Origin of the sequence: Romboutsia sp. 1001713B170207_170306_H8, assembly GCF_015550495.1 — a bacterium.
Taxonomy (GTDB): Bacteria; Bacillota; Clostridia; order Peptostreptococcales; family Peptostreptococcaceae; genus Romboutsia_E.
In genome coordinates this window covers 468,555-483,996 of record NZ_JADNAX010000001.1, presented here as the reverse complement: position 1 = coordinate 483,996, position 15,442 = coordinate 468,555, and the positions used below count along the sequence as shown (strand labels likewise).

Below are 15,442 nucleotides of genomic sequence, written 5' to 3'. Positions count from 1 at the left end.
CCCTTGTATGATTTTCTATTTATATATTAACATAAAAATAAGTGCTAGGTATTTAGCACTTATTTTCCCTATTTTATTATTTAAATATCATATATTCTTATATAAATACCTTGGTTTGCATATTTTTCAATTGACATTATAATAAAAATAGTTATAATATTTAAGTATAGTTATATTAGTTTAAAACTTGGCAATAATTAAATAACAAAACATATACTATAATTAGATAAAATTGAGTGCCTCTCTTTGAAATGGGTCATCTTTGATGATTCCCCCGAAGATTATAGCACTCTTTATTAATTTTATAATATATTTATTATATTGTCTAAACAAATTTAGATTGGACACCATTTTCTTCATAATATGCAACTTTTCTTTTTAAGATATTATTATCTAAATTAATTTTATCAATATATAGCTTTAATTTCTTAGCATTATCAAAACTATCACTAATGCCATCTAATAAACCTAAATACCTTAATATATCCTCTTGCAATTGTATTGTATTCTCTAGGTTTTTAACCTTATCTTTATAATAATCTATATTTTTGTTTATCTTATGTCCCTTACTTATATCTTCAACTCGCTTAACTATTGATTCAATTACACTTTTAAAATCATTTACTTCATATTTAAACTTACAATCAGATAATGATTTTAATATCTCTTGATTAGTAAAACTATGTATATCATAACTTATATAATCCTCAATATCCCTATATCCTTCTACTAAAATATCTATTTTATTCGATAAATCCCTTAATCTACTACATATATCCTCACTTATAACTTTATAATAATCTATATGATAAGTTTGATCTATAACACTATTTTCATTAATTATTGAATAAACTTTTGCTAATAATTTTTTATTAATTCAAGTTCTTCATAAATCAAACTCTCTTTTTTTAACCTTTCATTTTCTTCTTCTAATTTTTCTATTTCTTCTCTTTGATTTTCACTTATTTTGCCTAAATGTTGGACAAGGCTTTTATATCTTTTTAGTTCTTCATTTAGAAATTTAATTCTTTTAAATAAATTCTTATTTTCTAAAGTATAATCATTTTTAATCCTTTCTTTAAGATTTTTATTTTCAATACTTAATTTATTAACCTTTTCCTGAGCTATACTATATTTTCTTTCTATTTTATTGTATATTACATTAGCTTTTTTAATTAATTCATATTCATTAAAATCTATCAAATCATCCTCTGTCACACATATTTCTAGTACTATATCTATATTTGAATTACTTAGTATCTTATTTAGATAATCTAAGTCCTTTTTATTTTTATAACATATCTCTATAGCCACATTATAATTTCATTCAAGTACTAGAAATATATCAGGTATATAGTTTATATCTAAGTTTCTGTATTCTATATACTTTTCTTTTATATTTAATAATTCTTCTTTTGCAAGTTTTAACTTATTTCCCTCAAATATCACTTTATGATTTTTTATAATCAAGCTTACTATTTTTTCATATAGATATTGTTTTATATATTTATGTATAATGCTCTCATTTATACAGTTATCTCTTTTTATACTGTGAGATAAGTGTTTAACCATTATATCTCCATCTTTTAAAATTAACTTATTGCCACATTCTGAGCAATATACATCACATTGTTTTGATATGTCCTTTACATGATATAATGCTCCATTTATAAGTCCAAAAGGATTCTTTAGTGTTTCTTTCAAAGTTACCTCCCCTTAATAAAATAAAAACTAGTCTTTTTCGACTAGCTTTTACTTAACTATATACTTTCTAAGTAATCAATAGTTTCTTGTGATAGTTGAACTTGGAATGAAAATCCTTTTACTCCATGATCTCTTAACTTTTCACTATTAACCTTATCTATTTTATTTAAATAATTCTTAACAGGTACCAGCCTTACATATCTAGGCTTCTTAGATATTTCTTGATTTTCATCATTTTCTATGCTAAATTCTTCATCATTTATAGTTTCTTCATATTTAAGAATAGCCCTAACTGAACATTTTAAAAATATTGCACTATATGGTGCTCCTGTGTATATATATACTTCATCCCCTACGTTTAAATCAAACTTTGTTCCATAATCTACAAATCCATTTTTTAAAAAGCTACCTAATATGTCATATTTACTTAAATTGCATGGAAACATACAATATCTCATAGTATTCCCCCTATTATTTTTATTTTCCACCTTAGGAATAAATTATATTCTATCTGATGAATTGTGTCTATTCAGTTACAGTATCCTTATTAATATCATTAGTATATAAAATCCCCATATTTATAGTCATTAAAGCAGCATCTATTGTTTCTTTAGATGCTATTTTCCCGTTATAGGTTAAATTATCTTCTTTTAATATTTTTGCTACTTTCTCTAATATAACTTTTATATCTTTTTCTATTTTCTTCTCGTATCCTAATAAATAGTCTGTTGATACATGTAGTGTATTTGCTATTCTTTTTGTTACTGCTGATTTAGGTTCTGTTAGTCCATTTATATATCTAGATATGTTTGATTCTGTTATATTTGATTTTTTTGCTAGTTCTTTTTGGATAAAATCTAACTCTCTCATTCTTCTATAAATTCTTTCCCCTATGGTTTCCATTTTAATCCCCCTAATGTCATATGTTTAATGTTATAATTTTTCTAAGTGAATGTTATTACCTTTATCTATATAATAAGTTGGATTTACTAAGATTTCATCATATAAGTTATTTTCATTACCTTTGTAAACTATTACATTATAAGATTTATTTTTAAATTCTTCTATTAAACATTTATGATTTTTATGATATCCAAATATATATTCTAATTCTGTTTCCATATTTAAGTCGTGTTTTTGATTGAATATATGTATTGTTTCATTGTTATGGTCTACATAATACCATTTACAATGTCCTTTATGTGCTATATTCCATCTGTGTAAGTTAGTTTTCATATTTTATATATCCCTGTTGTTAAAATTAATTAACAACATTATTAAATATCTATTAAATTATATCATTATTCTTTTATATATACATAATTTTACTTATTTTCCTATATAACCCTCTCAAAAACAGGTAAAATCCCCACACTTTTTAACTTATTATACAAAAACATAACTCCTTTATTAGTCCATCTCATATTAGGTATAGTATTATCTTTCATCTCAATATAGCTAATATTCACATATCCCCTATCCTTATACTTACTATACAAATGCCAAACTCCACTTTGCTTATACTGAATTCCAAGCTCATGAAGTAGCTTATTAAAAATTCTAGAACTCATACCATAATTATCTGCTATAGTAGTCACCGTAATAGTACCTTTATGATTCATAATTTTATCTAAATAAGAAGCCTTTGTTCTTAACAGACTTATCTCTTCTTCTAATCCCTTTACTTCTTCTAACGCTACAATACTCGCATACTTATTTACTCCATTTATTCTATCTTGTTTAGTTTGTCCTTCTAGAGCTTCTACTAAAGCAAGCCCTTTTTCTATATTAATAAAATTTCTCATATAATCACCCCAATAATTTTTATCATATATTACCAGCCCATAATAAATAAAAGTTATATCATTTAATTAAATCAAGGGAAGTTTCCCAAATAAAAAGGAGGTAATATTTATGGCAACAGAATTTAAAAATGCTTCATCTTTAAAGCTACAATTTGACAAGGGTCTTGGAACAGACGGTAAAGCATTAACAGGTAGTAAAACTTTTTCAAATTTAAAATCAGATGCTAATGCTGATGATGTTTTAGAAGTAGCTAATGCTATAGCTTCTTTACAAAAACATGATTTGTATGATGTTTTAAAACTTGACTCTACATCTTTATCATAAAAAATACTTATTAAATATAGGAGGTACTATTTATGGAAACTACTAAAAAATTAATAATGACTTTTAAATCTCAAGGTGATAAAAACGTAAACTTAACAATTGATGATCCAAAAGAAAACTTATCTGAAAGTGAAGTTATATCTGCTATGAACTTAATCATAGAAAAAAATATCTTCTGTCCTGGTGAAGTTGATTTAATAGAAGTAGTAAAAGCTAAAGTAGTTGAAACTAACTCTACTGAATACGATCTTAAGTAGGTGATTTTATGGATAGTGATTTTTTAACTGTTATAGCCAACGTAGGATTTCCAATAGCCTTATCTATGTATTTACTTATAAGGATTGAAGGAAAACTACAAGCACTATCAAACAGTATAAATGATTTATCTAAAACCCTTTTATCTCTCAAATAAATTCTTAATATTTACATATATTTGAATCAAAACAAGAATTTCTAGTCATTGGTGGCATCCCCTAAGTCACATGACTAGAAATTTTTATTTTAAATTATACTAGTGTATATTTAAGTGTTTTTCAATATTCTTCTTACATGAGATTCACTAATTCTATAAGTGCTTGCACTTTTCTTATAATTTCCATCAAATGTATCTTTTAAAATCTTATCCCTAACGCTTCTGCTAATACTTTCTTTTACAGGAACATAAATTGAAGTTCCACCATAATTAATTACCAACTTCTTAAAAGCATCTATCCCAATAATTTCTGCTAATTCTCTAAAGCTTTCTGGAATATCATCTAAACTTACTTTATCTAACATAGTTCCCATATAAATTTCTCCTTTTACTTAATATATTTTAAACATTCTAGATTTAGTTGTTTTTGAATATTTACTTGCAAGTTCAGGATTGTCTTTTTTTAATGATTTAGTATCTATTGTTGTTTTTTCACTACTTTTCCAAGTTATTTTTCTTTCCTTACAAAATGCTGTTTCGTATTCTTTCATTTCATTTTGTAAGAAATGCTCTATTACTTTTTTATCAAATTCTAATTCACATAACATTTTATTTATTTCATCATATTTTTCTAATTTTTCATAAATATCTTCAGTTAATAATATAGTGTCATCTATGCTATTTTTATAAGCTTCTCTTAAATAGCTTGTACATTCTTTGCTTCCAAAAGGATATATATTTTCCTTTACAGATTTATTAAAAAATTTATTTAACATTCCCATATTTATTTCCCCCTATATTTATGAGTAAATTCTATAATTTAATTTCTTACCTCTAAGTTCAATTATGTGGTCCTTACTCATTTCAATTATTCTACTTCCTAAAGCTTCATCAATATTTAGTAACATATCTTTTGTGCACTCTGTACTAATTATCATAGGTAATTTGTTTAGGTATCTATAATTTATTATCTCAAACATTATGTTAATATCGCTTTTGGTAATATTACCTTTAAATAAGTCATCAATTAAAAGAATTCTTGCATTTTTATATCTATCTATAGTTTTTCTATAATACTCTTCGTCTAACATATTTTGTTTAACTTGTGTTATAATATCTCTAAAAGGCATATATATTACGCTTATGCCTTTGTTTAGTAAACTGTTGGCAATTGCCATTGACAAGTGGGTTTTCCCAGAACATACTTGTCCCATAAATATAATTGAGCTTTCTTTAGTTAAAGCTCTTTTATTTTGCTTAAAATTGATTATTATATCTTGTGCATATGTCTTAGCTTTTGTATATGCATCTAATATCTGATAATCTACTTTATAGTTGAAATTTTCAAAGCTTTTTTCTTTAAATGCTTCACTAATTCCACTCTTTTTGAGTAAATCTTCAGCTATTCTTATACTTCTACAAGAACATGGTGTAGCTTCATCATTATCTAAAATAAATAACATATCCTTGCACTTGTCACATTTATATTTACTTTTATCCATCTTAATTCTCCTATAAATCTATTTGACTAATAGCTTTTGCTTTTTCTAAATCTTCTTTACTTGGTAATTTATAAAGTGAATCTTCTTCTTTGGGTTGGTAAAAATTTATAGATCTAATATTAGATTTCTTTTGAACTTCTTTTTCTTTTTCTTCTTGTTTTTGTTTTTGTTTTTGTTTTTCTTTTTGGTATTTTAATTTTTTATCTTCTTCATTTTTAAATTCACGTGACGTTAATTTTTCTTCTTGAATATTTTCACCATTATAAGCTCTTTCAAATAAGTCTTTTACTTCTTTTTTACTTATATTTTGACTTACAACTTTAAGTAATTCCAAGTCTTTAACGTCTTTTAGTTCTGATTTTATACAATCAAGCATTGGTTTACCACAATTTTTAAAATTATATTTTCCCCATCCTTTTATTGCTATTTCATGAGTTTTAAAATTATATTTTATTAAATTTAAATCATTTTCAAACTTATTTAAAATTAATTTTACTGTTTTTTGAGGTATATTTAAATCAAATCCAATTTGTTTTATTGGTAAAACATAAATCCCACTTTGTTTTGTTGAGTTATTAGTTAAAATATATAAGAAAAGTAATTTTTCTTTATGATTCATATCAACAGAAATTTTTGGATGTTTCCATATATCTACATTTACATTTCTATACAAAGCCATTTTTTATCCCCTTTTTATTTCCATGTTATAGAGTTAAGAGTTATTGATCTGGTAATGTTTTTGCCTTTACTTATCCATCCTAATTCTTCTAACTTATTTAGTCTTCTATGTACTGTGGATGTTGATGATATTCCAAGCATTGCTCCTATATTTCTAACACTTGGTGCATATCCATGAATATTAAAGTATTTTTCAATTACATCATACATTTTTATAATTTTTTCTAAATCTTTATTTTTCATTTTATCTCCCCCCCTTTCATAATTTAATAGTATCAGTCTTAAAAATATATTTCAATAGTTTTACCAAACATACGTTCATAAATTTCAGACAAAAAATGTCTATACCGTTCCGTTTTTGATGAAGTACAATTATTTTTAAAATTATATTATTAATATATTTTAATTTTATACTTTTAGTAATACTTTTCTTTAGTTCTAATATACATTTTATAGTTAACTAAACTATTTTAAGGTGGTGTAATATATGTATCCTATTTATAAGTTTATTGGTAGCGAGACAATATGTAGAGATGTGAATATAGCCTTCCCTCCTCAGCACCAAGATACTATGCCCGGATTAGAATATCTAATGGTTCCAAGACCTATTTCAGAGAATCCTTGTCATAAACCAAGTGATAAGTTAAAAGATAAAGTTGCTATTATAACTGGTGGAGATAGTGGTATTGGTAGAGCTGTTGCTTATCTTTTTGCTAAGGAAGGAGCGGATATTTCTATAGCATATTACCCAAGTGAAGAAAAAGATGCTCAAGAAACAAAATGTAGAATTGAAGAAATAGGTAGAAGATGTTTATTAAATCCTTGTGATTTGACTATTCCTAATTCTTCTGATGAAGTTGTTACAAATACTATCAACACATTTGGAAAAATAGATATTTTAATAAATAACTGTGCTGTTCAATATGTTCAAAATGATTTCTTAGATATTTCTATAGAACAATTAGAAAAAACATTTAGAACAAATATATTTTCTTATTTTTATATGACTAAAGCTGCTCTTCCTTATTTGAAAAAAGGTGCTTCTATAATTAATACAACATCTGTAACTGCATTTGAAGGAAATAAACAGTTAATTGATTATAGCTCTACTAAGGGTGCTATACTTACTTTTACTAAATCATTATCTCAATCTTTAATGGACAAAAAAATTAGAGTTAATGGTGTTGCACCTGGTCCTATTTGGACACCTTTAATACCTGCTTCTTTTTCTGCAAAGGAAGTTAAAACTTTCGGAACATATACTAGTGAAGTTCCTATGAAAAGGGCTGGGCAACCATATGAAGTTGCTACTTGCTTTTTATTTTTAGCTAGTGATGATTCTTCTTATATGTCTGGTCAAATATTGCATCCTAACGGTGGAAATATTGTAGTATAAATAAACTATTGATAAAGTCCAGTAAATTATTTACTGGGCATTTTTATTTTTTAAATATATATTTATATGTGGTATTATATATTAAGATGAATATACTTTTATCTAGATTGGAGAATTAATATGAAGGATAAATATATTATTTATTTTATAAGTAGAACTAAAGCTAATATGATAAAGTTTATTGAAAATAAATTAAAAGAAAATAATTTGACTGAATTGATACCAACACATGGGAATATATTAACTGCTCTTTATGAAAGTGATAAGAAGCTAACTATGAAAGAGATAGCTAAAAAAATTGGTAAAGATAAATCTACAGTAACTCCACTAGTAAACAAACTTATAAGTTTAGGATATATAGAAAAGGAAAAATCTATTACAGATAAACGTGTTGCTTATATAAGCTTAACTAAAAAAGCTAGGGATATCGAAGATAGGTTTAATTTTATTTCATCACAAGTAAGAGAAACTGCTTATAAAAACTTTACTCCAGAGGAAAAAGAGGAATTCTTAAGATTACTTAGAAAACTTAATACTAACTTTAAGGTTGAAAATGAAAAATAGAAATGCTTTATTCATATAGGCATTTCTATTTTTATTATTTTTAGTCTATAAATGTTACTACTTCTTCAAGTGGTTTACGAGGTGGTTTAGGAGCTGTATTTTCTTCAGCAACTCCTAATGCTATCATAGACATTAATTCAAATCCTGGCTTATCAAAACCTATTAAATTTTCAATTTCTACTTTAGCATGAGTAGGTCCTGTCATATAACAAGTACCATATCCCATTTCTGTTGCTGCTAATAAGAAGTTCTCAACTGCAGCACCTATTCCTTGAGCAGCTGATTGAGGTGATACTAATGTATCTAATACTTCTTGAGATGCATCATTCTCTTTTAGTATTTTATACTCTATCATTTTGTATTCAGAACCATATACCATTACTACTGCTGGAGCATTTCTAAAACATGTATAATATTTTATTACACTCATATGTATTTTTCTATCTTTTTCAGTCTTTGCTATTTGACCTAATCTTTCATGACTTTCAGTTACTATATCAGCCATTTTATTTATTATTTCACGATTAGTTAATACAACAAAGTTCCAATTTTGTTGATGCTTTGGCGAAGGAGCTTCTGTTGCTAATTCTAGCATCTTTAATATATCTTCTTTTGGTACTACTTCATCTTTGAATTTTCTTACACTTTTACGTGCCTGTATTGCTTCTATAACATTCATATTTTTCTCCTTTGTTAATTAAGTTAATTTGATGTCAAACTAATAGTACAATAAAAAAAGTTTGACGTCAAACTTTTTTTATTGTACTAAATAAAATTAAACTTATACTAAAAAGTACTGTAGATAGTATCATCATATATAATATGTATTCTTTTATAGCTCCTAAATTATTATACTTTTGCAAGTTCTCTACACACATATATATCCATCTTTGCGGTAAAAAGTTTCCTATATTTTGAAGATAAGTAGGCATAACTTCAAAGTCCCAAAACATCCCTGATAGCATACATGTAGGTATAACAATCAGTATATTTACAGTACTAGCAACGTACCTATTTCTAGTAAAACTTACTATACACAAATTTAATGATATAGAAATTAAATTAAATATAAGCATAACTATAAAAAAATTAGTCGTATTATCCATATTAAAATCTAAATCTAGCATTTTACAACCAGTATAATATATAAAACTGCTAGTACTAGATAGTAAATAAAATACTATAAAAAGTGAGCTATAATACTTAAATTTATTTATTCCACTAACTAATACTCTTGATTTTGTATTATTTTCTTCATCTTCTATTAAAAAATTAGTAATAGTTATTCCACTTATAAGAACCATCATAATAACTATTCCAAGTGAGTTATCTATAGATGGTCTTATTTCTTTAACATTATTTATATTATATGTAAGTAGTTTATCTTTAAATGTTTCATTATATTCTTTAAAAACTTCTATATCATTGTTACTTACTTTAGCTATTAAATTTAGATTATCTATTTTAGATTCTATAATAGATAATAATATTGATTTAACATCACTGTTTGAAATTGATTTTACAATTATATTATCTTTATCTAAGTTTAATACATTTTCACTAAAGCCATCATTTATTATTACTGCTACTTGTATTTGATGAGATGCTAATAACATTTCATCGCTTTCATTACTTATATCTACTATATCTATATTTTCTATTTCATTTATTGTATTTATTATTTCATTTGATATGTAACTATTATCTTTATCTATTATTCCTACCTTATAATTAGAGTTTCCTCCAAATGTAAAACTAAAGAATACTATAACTATTGCTGGTGCTACTACTGACATAGCTATAAAGCTTTTTTTCTTTATCAATAATTTAATTGTATTTATAATAATTTTAATCATTATAATCACCTAACCTTACTTTACATCCCAAAATTCCTATTATCATTAATAACGCAGATAATCCTAGGGATAAACTTATTGATATATAAAAATAATTAGTATTTATTTTTAAGCTTTGGCTAAGTAATGATATGTTTGCCCAATAGGTAGGTGTTATTTGACATAGTATGTTTGTTATTTTAATTGATTTTATAAGTGAAATTGGTACATATGCTCCACCTAAAAAACCTAAAATTATTAATAATGTATTAATTAAACTAGATGAAGTTTTATTATCTTTAAATATTATACTAGTTGTGATTCCAAGTACTGAACTAAATATTATTAAAGATATTAATACAAGTAAGGTTTTGACTAAATTTTGCCCCCAATTTACATTAAGAAAAACTCTACTTATAAAATATACTACTAAAATTTGTATTAAACCTACTATTATACCTAAAATTACTTTTGATATTATTATTTTAAAGTTGCTAATTTTAGATATTCTTAATCTACTCAATGTACCTTGAAAGCTTTCTTTATATGTTGATACACAGGTTATTTGAGATATGTAAAGTATTATTAATACAAGTTCTGAAAATGTATAATAAGTAAATGAATCTATTCCGCTACTTAATGTACCTTCTTCTTTTATTTTTATATTACTTTCTTTTATTAAATCATTTATAATATTAGGATTTTTTCTTATTATAGTATCAGTAAGTGTATATTTTTCTATATATTGTTCAAAAATACTTCTAAATATTTTTTGTGAATCATTTTCTTTTTTTTCATTTCTATAAAAATCAAATTTATCTTCATGTATATTTATAAATGCTAGACCTTGTGATTTATTAATATATTCTTTTGCTTTATTATCATCATTTATTTCTTTAAATTCTATTTTAATAGTTTCTTCACAGATATCTTTAAAGCTATTAAATACTTTATAGTACTTATTTTCTTTACTTAAATCATTTATTTTATAATATACTTTTTTATTTTCAAATATATTGTAATCTACATTCATTAATCCATTTAAGGCACACCCCATTACTACTATAAGAAATACAGGAAATATAAACATTACTAACACATTAAATTTATCCCTAAAAAACTGCATAATTTCCTTTTTAATTAAAGTTATTAAAATCATATCATCCCTCAGTTATATTAATCTCTTAGTTTTTTACCTGTTAATGTTAGAAATACACTTTCTAATGTGGGAATTTCGCTTTTTATATTTTCTATAACACCACTATGATTTGATATAATGTTTATAAGCTTTTGAGTTATATTTTTATCCTTTGAATAATAGCACTTTATTTTATTTTTATCTATTTCTACTTTTTGAACACCTTCTATTTTTCTTATGTATTTATCTATATTGTATATTTCATTTTTTAAGTTTATTGTATATGTATTGTAATTAACTAAGCTTGACTTTAAGTATTCTTTACTTCCATTTGCTATTATTTTTCCATTGTCCATAATTGATATGTTAGTGCATAGTTCTTCTACTTCTTCCATATAGTGAGATGTGTATATTATTGTTGATCCTTCTTCATTTAGTTTTTTAACTGACTGTAATATATGATTTCTAGACTGAGGGTCTATTCCCACAGTTGGTTCATCCATTATTATTAATTTAGGACTATGAGCTATTGCACAAGCCATATTTAATCTTCTTTTCATACCGCCTGAAAAGTTTTTTGATACTTTATTTTCAACATCTAATAGCCCTACGAATTCTAATGCTTTATTTACTCTTTTTTTAAGTTCTTTTCCATTATATCCATATAAGGAGCAAAAAAAAGATACATTTTCTTTTGCTGTAAAATCATTATATATAGCAATATCTTGTGGTAAAAGTCCTATATTTCTTTTATATTTATTTACGTTATTTTCTTTTTCTTCAAATATTATTTCTCCACATGTTATTTTTTCAAGACCACATATAGATTTTATTAAAGTACTTTTTCCTGCTCCATTTGGACCCAATAGTCCATATATTTCACATTTTTTTATATCTAAATTTATACCTTTTATTGCCTCAAAATCATCATACCTTTTATGCAAATTTTTTACTTGAAGGATATACATAAAATCCCTCCTATAGCTGTGAATTTATCTCCTTTATACTTACAGATTCTTTGTAACTTTTTCTAATACATTTATTTTCGCAGTCTTTGCTTTCACAGTTTTTACATGACTTATTATCTTTTAATAATTTTTTAGCTCCATAAAAGTTACCTACTGCAACTCTTCTATTTATATCTCTTATTGAAATATTATATTTACATGCTTTTTCACAAGATGGGTTATCACAAAACTGACACTTTAAAGCTAATTTAGCAAGATTATTTTCTTTTTCATTTTTTCCTATTTTGATATGATTAAAGTCAAATGGCTTTTTAACTATATTTACATAGTTTTTCATATTTTCTTTGTATTCAAATTCATCTAAATTTAGTTCTCTAAGTATAAGGTTTGCTGCACTTATACCTGATATTGTAACAGCAGGAGTTCCTGTTCCCATAACTGTTGATTCTCCACAATTAAAAAGATTTTCTATTTCACTTTTTGATTTTAATCTTTTCATCATATGTTGCCCTAGTTTTTGTTTAGGACCTGCTACGCTTCCACCTTCTTTTAATATATATCTATTTAATGTTGTAGGTGTTCCTACTTCTACATGACATAAGTTTTCTTTAAATCCTGGGAATCTTTTTTCTAAAACATCTAGCATTCTATTTTTCTCAATTTCTTTCATATTTCTATATTCTTCAGTGTTATATCTATTTTTAAATCCTTTTGGCCAATCTTTTAAACTAGGGCCTATTGCCATAATACTGTGATACTTCTCTTCGCAAAGTGTTTTATCATCTATACTTAATATGTATACTGTAATTTCATCTTCATTTAATTTAGTTTTATCTCCTATAAGCATTTCTATTGGAAGTGTTTCTTTTGGTATTACTTCTTTATTTACAAGTGCAAATAATACACTTGACTTGTATGATGGTTCTAATGAGTTTGCCCATTTTATATTGTTTTCATCTGCACTATCCTTTAATAATTTATTATATAAATTCCAAACAGTCCCAGAATTTATTATATATTCTCCATATATAGCTTCTTCATTATCTAGTTTCACACCTATAGCTTTGTTATTTTCTACTATTATTTTTACAACTTCTGAATTATATATCATATCGCCATTATTTTCTTCAATCACTTTTTCTAACTTACCAATTAAATTTAATGTTGAGCCTGCTGGATAATAACTACCTCCAAAATGATTATCCACAAACATTACTGAAGATAATATAGCAGGTGTTTCTTCTACATTTGTATAGCAATATGTAGATGTTAACTTATCAAATAAATCAAATACATTTGGATCTTTAAAGTATTTTTTTAATATACTTTCTGTATTTTTATTCATATATCCTAAAAATCTTATGTACTCTATTGGATGTCTTAAAAATGATTTTAATCCATCTTCTTTTTTTATTGCATCTGGAGATATAAAGGCTGGATTTTCTGCTATTACTTTTAAATATTGCTTTGATAAATCCTTATAAAATCTTTTGAAATTTTCTTTTTCCTTTGGAAATACTTTTGCTAATTCATCTATAAATAAATCTATATCTTCATGAAATACTATTCTATGCTCTCCAAAGTTTATAGCATAAAGCTTATCATGTTTTATTATATCTATTGGTTCTTCTAGTGCATTAAATACAAATCTATGTGGGCTAAATCCTTTATCATTAAATCCATAAATCATAGCCGCTCCTTGTTCAAATACAGTGTCTTTTCTTTTAAATATTCCGCAAGAACCACCTGGTTTAAATTGTGCGTCTATAACACATACTTTTAATCTTCTCTTTAATAATAAGGCAGCTGCTGTAAGTCCCGATATACCTGCACCTATGACAATAACATCGTATTTCATCTATTCCTCCTTATTTACTTTTATTTAAACTCTATATAAACATTCTATTCCAAATATTACTATTAATTCATAGCAAAAAGAGCAGTATACTATACTGCTCTTCTCATTATTAAATATAAACTTATCTTTATAATTAATTTATGATTTCATTTTTATACTAATACCTTATTATATTCTTTACTATCTTTATTTTTATCTAAAGCCTTACTTGACCAGTAATTAGATAAAAGTGCTCCAGATATTGCATGATAAACACTAGCTACAATCCCTGGTATAACAGTCATCGGTGAGAAATATTGAGTAGCTAAAGAAGTTGCTAGTGCACCGCTTTGTAGGCCTACTTCTATAGACATTGTTCTTCTTTTTGCTTCTTCCATACCTACTGCCTTAGCTATTAAGTAACCTACTAAGTATCCAAACATATTATGTATTCCTACTGCTACTACTAAAAGTAAGCCTGAAGACATAAATAATTGTGAATTCTTTCCTACTATTCCACCTATTATAAGACTAAGAGCTACTACTGATAAAAGTGGTAATCCATCTAAACCTTTTTCAACTGCTTTTGAGAAGAATTTATTACATAAAAATCCTAATAATATAGGAACTAATATCACATTAACTATAGACATACAAATAGCACTCATTGATACATTTACAGATTCTCCTCCTAATAATAAAACAAGTGCTGGTGTTACAAGTGGAGCTAATACTGTTGATAATGATGTTAACGTTACAGATAAAGCTACATCACCTTTAGCTATATAAGCCATTACATTTGATGTTTGTCCTCCTGGGCAACATCCTACTAATATTAAGCCAACTGCAAATTCTGTTGGTAAGTTTAATAACTTTGATACAAGGTATGCTAAAAGTGGCATTACTGTATATTGTGCTAAGCTTCCACAAAGTACATCTTTTGGTCTTGTTAATACTAATTTAAAATCTTCTAGCTTTAAAGTTACTCCCATACAAAACATTATTACCCCTAATAATTGATTTGTATAAGGTGCTGCAAATAAAAATGTACTTGGTCTTAGTACACTTAATCCTGCTACTACTAATACTATTAAAGCCATATATTTTGATGCTACATCACTTACTTTTTTTAAAGAACTCATTTTACTTATTCCTCCCCATAATTTCATCTTATTATTTTCTAAATTTTCAGTATTTTCAATTTGTATCAGTCCTATGTCACTAATATCAATGTCCACTTTTATCTCACCACCTTTTTCTATAAATAAAAAAACTTCC

At 25.4% G+C, this 15,442-nt stretch carries 23 protein-coding genes; 5 read left to right on the top strand and 18 right to left on the bottom strand.

Annotation, left to right across the window (positions count from 1 at the left end):
* Positions 1-325: 325 nt before the first annotated feature.
* The 7 genes from I2A66_RS02385 to I2A66_RS02355 form a co-directional block, all read right to left on the bottom strand.
* Positions 326-496: a hypothetical protein gene (locus I2A66_RS02385; RefSeq protein WP_195250873.1), complete on the bottom strand. Its 171-nt coding sequence runs from the start codon at positions 494-496 to the stop codon at positions 326-328.
* A gap of 362 nt (positions 497-858) precedes the next feature.
* The gene (locus I2A66_RS02380) at positions 859-1,314 is read right to left on the bottom strand and encodes a hypothetical protein (RefSeq protein ID WP_122639516.1); all 456 of its coding nucleotides are present in this window, start codon (positions 1,312-1,314) and stop codon (positions 859-861) included.
* A 9-nt stretch (positions 1,315-1,323) separates the two neighbouring features.
* The gene (locus I2A66_RS02375; protein ID WP_147515470.1) at positions 1,324-1,704 is read right to left on the bottom strand and encodes a competence protein CoiA family protein; all 381 of its coding nucleotides are present in this window, start codon (positions 1,702-1,704) and stop codon (positions 1,324-1,326) included.
* 56 nt (positions 1,705-1,760) lie between these two features.
* Positions 1,761-2,162, bottom strand: a complete 402-nt coding sequence (locus I2A66_RS02370; protein WP_122639518.1) for a hypothetical protein — start codon at positions 2,160-2,162, stop codon at positions 1,761-1,763.
* Positions 2,163-2,229: 67 nt separating this feature from the next.
* Positions 2,230-2,607: a helix-turn-helix domain-containing protein gene (locus tag I2A66_RS02365; protein ID WP_122639519.1), complete on the bottom strand. Its 378-nt coding sequence runs from the start codon at positions 2,605-2,607 to the stop codon at positions 2,230-2,232.
* A 30-nt stretch (positions 2,608-2,637) separates the two neighbouring features.
* Positions 2,638-2,940 (bottom strand): hypothetical protein, encoded by a 303-nt coding sequence (locus I2A66_RS02360; protein ID WP_122639520.1) that lies wholly within the window; start codon positions 2,938-2,940, stop codon positions 2,638-2,640.
* A gap of 101 nt (positions 2,941-3,041) precedes the next feature.
* Positions 3,042-3,509, bottom strand: a complete 468-nt coding sequence (locus tag I2A66_RS02355; protein ID WP_147515471.1) for a phage antirepressor KilAC domain-containing protein — start codon at positions 3,507-3,509, stop codon at positions 3,042-3,044.
* 109 nt (positions 3,510-3,618) lie between these two features.
* On the opposite strand from I2A66_RS02355, the gene I2A66_RS02350 reads away from it, so the two are divergent.
* From I2A66_RS02350 to I2A66_RS02340, 3 genes are read left to right on the top strand one after another with little or no spacing between them, the layout of a single operon-like run.
* Entirely contained in the window at positions 3,619-3,834 is a 216-nt protein-coding gene (locus I2A66_RS02350; RefSeq protein WP_122639522.1) for a DUF1659 domain-containing protein, read from the top strand.
* 32 nt (positions 3,835-3,866) lie between these two features.
* A complete protein-coding gene (locus I2A66_RS02345) occupies positions 3,867-4,091 on the top strand; it encodes a DUF2922 domain-containing protein (protein WP_122639523.1) in 225 nt (74 codons plus the stop codon).
* Between the two features lie 8 nt (positions 4,092-4,099).
* Positions 4,100-4,246: a YvrJ family protein gene (locus I2A66_RS02340; protein WP_122639524.1), complete on the top strand. Its 147-nt coding sequence runs from the start codon at positions 4,100-4,102 to the stop codon at positions 4,244-4,246.
* 110 nt (positions 4,247-4,356) lie between these two features.
* On the opposite strand, the gene I2A66_RS02335 is transcribed toward I2A66_RS02340, so the two are convergent.
* The 5 genes from I2A66_RS02335 to I2A66_RS02315 are packed head-to-tail and all read right to left on the bottom strand — an operon-like array spanning position 4,357 to position 6,669.
* Positions 4,357-4,620 (bottom strand): Mor transcription activator family protein, encoded by a 264-nt coding sequence (locus tag I2A66_RS02335; protein WP_122639525.1) that lies wholly within the window; start codon positions 4,618-4,620, stop codon positions 4,357-4,359.
* A gap of 18 nt (positions 4,621-4,638) precedes the next feature.
* A complete protein-coding gene (locus tag I2A66_RS02330; RefSeq protein ID WP_122639526.1) occupies positions 4,639-5,028 on the bottom strand; it encodes a hypothetical protein in 390 nt (129 codons plus the stop codon).
* Positions 5,029-5,046: 18 nt separating this feature from the next.
* The gene (locus I2A66_RS02325) at positions 5,047-5,748 is read right to left on the bottom strand and encodes an ATP-binding protein (protein WP_195250871.1); all 702 of its coding nucleotides are present in this window, start codon (positions 5,746-5,748) and stop codon (positions 5,047-5,049) included.
* Between the two features lie 10 nt (positions 5,749-5,758).
* Positions 5,759-6,427, bottom strand: coding sequence for a hypothetical protein (locus I2A66_RS02320; protein WP_195250869.1), 669 nt, complete (start codon positions 6,425-6,427; stop codon positions 5,759-5,761).
* Positions 6,428-6,441: 14 nt separating this feature from the next.
* Positions 6,442-6,669, bottom strand: a complete 228-nt coding sequence (locus I2A66_RS02315) for a LexA family protein (RefSeq protein WP_122639528.1) — start codon at positions 6,667-6,669, stop codon at positions 6,442-6,444.
* Positions 6,670-6,913: 244 nt separating this feature from the next.
* On the opposite strand from I2A66_RS02315, the gene I2A66_RS02310 reads away from it, so the two are divergent.
* Both I2A66_RS02310 and I2A66_RS02305 read left to right on the top strand, forming a co-directional pair.
* Complete coding sequence (locus I2A66_RS02310; RefSeq protein WP_122639529.1) at positions 6,914-7,822, top strand: SDR family oxidoreductase; 909 nt, start codon at positions 6,914-6,916, stop codon at positions 7,820-7,822.
* A 120-nt stretch (positions 7,823-7,942) separates the two neighbouring features.
* The gene (locus tag I2A66_RS02305) at positions 7,943-8,386 is read left to right on the top strand and encodes a MarR family winged helix-turn-helix transcriptional regulator (RefSeq protein ID WP_122639530.1); all 444 of its coding nucleotides are present in this window, start codon (positions 7,943-7,945) and stop codon (positions 8,384-8,386) included.
* Positions 8,387-8,426: 40 nt separating this feature from the next.
* Here the strand turns inward: I2A66_RS02305 and I2A66_RS02300 are convergent, their stop codons facing one another.
* The 6 genes from I2A66_RS02300 to I2A66_RS02275 form a co-directional block, all read right to left on the bottom strand.
* A complete protein-coding gene (locus I2A66_RS02300) occupies positions 8,427-9,065 on the bottom strand; it encodes a nitroreductase family protein (RefSeq protein WP_195250867.1) in 639 nt (212 codons plus the stop codon).
* A 67-nt stretch (positions 9,066-9,132) separates the two neighbouring features.
* Positions 9,133-10,242, bottom strand: coding sequence for an ABC transporter permease (locus I2A66_RS02295; RefSeq protein WP_207734714.1), 1,110 nt, complete (start codon positions 10,240-10,242; stop codon positions 9,133-9,135).
* Entirely contained in the window at positions 10,235-11,380 is a 1,146-nt protein-coding gene (locus I2A66_RS02290; RefSeq protein WP_147515477.1) for an ABC transporter permease, read from the bottom strand. Before I2A66_RS02290 ends, I2A66_RS02295 begins: the two co-directional genes overlap by 8 nt.
* A gap of 17 nt (positions 11,381-11,397) precedes the next feature.
* Positions 11,398-12,327, bottom strand: coding sequence for an ABC transporter ATP-binding protein (locus I2A66_RS02285; protein WP_122639535.1), 930 nt, complete (start codon positions 12,325-12,327; stop codon positions 11,398-11,400).
* A 10-nt stretch (positions 12,328-12,337) separates the two neighbouring features.
* Positions 12,338-14,185, bottom strand: coding sequence for a phytoene desaturase family protein (locus I2A66_RS02280; RefSeq protein ID WP_122639536.1), 1,848 nt, complete (start codon positions 14,183-14,185; stop codon positions 12,338-12,340).
* A gap of 152 nt (positions 14,186-14,337) precedes the next feature.
* Positions 14,338-15,402: a bile acid:sodium symporter family protein gene (locus tag I2A66_RS02275; RefSeq protein ID WP_330615437.1), complete on the bottom strand. Its 1,065-nt coding sequence runs from the start codon at positions 15,400-15,402 to the stop codon at positions 14,338-14,340.
* Positions 15,403-15,442: the final 40 nt, after the last annotated feature.

Coding starts and splice junctions, on each gene's coding strand:
- I2A66_RS02305 (WP_122639530.1), top strand. CDS start 7,943: ATGAAGGATAAATATATTATTTATTTTATAAGTAGAACTAAAGCTAAT.
- I2A66_RS02325 (WP_195250871.1), bottom strand. CDS start 5,748: ATGGATAAAAGTAAATATAAATGTGACAAGTGCAAGGATATGTTATTT.
- I2A66_RS02365 (WP_122639519.1), bottom strand. CDS start 2,607: ATGGAAACCATAGGGGAAAGAATTTATAGAAGAATGAGAGAGTTAGAT.
- I2A66_RS02285 (WP_122639535.1), bottom strand. CDS start 12,327: ATGTATATCCTTCAAGTAAAAAATTTGCATAAAAGGTATGATGATTTT.
- I2A66_RS02335 (WP_122639525.1), bottom strand. CDS start 4,620: ATGGGAACTATGTTAGATAAAGTAAGTTTAGATGATATTCCAGAAAGC.
- I2A66_RS02295 (WP_207734714.1), bottom strand. CDS start 10,242: ATGATTAAAATTATTATAAATACAATTAAATTATTGATAAAGAAAAAA.
- I2A66_RS02340 (WP_122639524.1), top strand. CDS start 4,100: ATGGATAGTGATTTTTTAACTGTTATAGCCAACGTAGGATTTCCAATA.
- I2A66_RS02300 (WP_195250867.1), bottom strand. CDS start 9,065: ATGAATGTTATAGAAGCAATACAGGCACGTAAAAGTGTAAGAAAATTC.
- I2A66_RS02355 (WP_147515471.1), bottom strand. CDS start 3,509: ATGAGAAATTTTATTAATATAGAAAAAGGGCTTGCTTTAGTAGAAGCT.
- I2A66_RS02280 (WP_122639536.1), bottom strand. CDS start 14,185: ATGAAATACGATGTTATTGTCATAGGTGCAGGTATATCGGGACTTACA.
- I2A66_RS02350 (WP_122639522.1), top strand. CDS start 3,619: ATGGCAACAGAATTTAAAAATGCTTCATCTTTAAAGCTACAATTTGAC.
- I2A66_RS02330 (WP_122639526.1), bottom strand. CDS start 5,028: ATGGGAATGTTAAATAAATTTTTTAATAAATCTGTAAAGGAAAATATA.
- I2A66_RS02290 (WP_147515477.1), bottom strand. CDS start 11,380: ATGATTTTAATAACTTTAATTAAAAAGGAAATTATGCAGTTTTTTAGG.
- I2A66_RS02310 (WP_122639529.1), top strand. CDS start 6,914: ATGTATCCTATTTATAAGTTTATTGGTAGCGAGACAATATGTAGAGAT.
- I2A66_RS02320 (WP_195250869.1), bottom strand. CDS start 6,427: ATGGCTTTGTATAGAAATGTAAATGTAGATATATGGAAACATCCAAAA.
- I2A66_RS02360 (WP_122639520.1), bottom strand. CDS start 2,940: ATGAAAACTAACTTACACAGATGGAATATAGCACATAAAGGACATTGT.
- I2A66_RS02345 (WP_122639523.1), top strand. CDS start 3,867: ATGGAAACTACTAAAAAATTAATAATGACTTTTAAATCTCAAGGTGAT.
- I2A66_RS02370 (WP_122639518.1), bottom strand. CDS start 2,162: ATGAGATATTGTATGTTTCCATGCAATTTAAGTAAATATGACATATTA.
- I2A66_RS02315 (WP_122639528.1), bottom strand. CDS start 6,669: ATGAAAAATAAAGATTTAGAAAAAATTATAAAAATGTATGATGTAATT.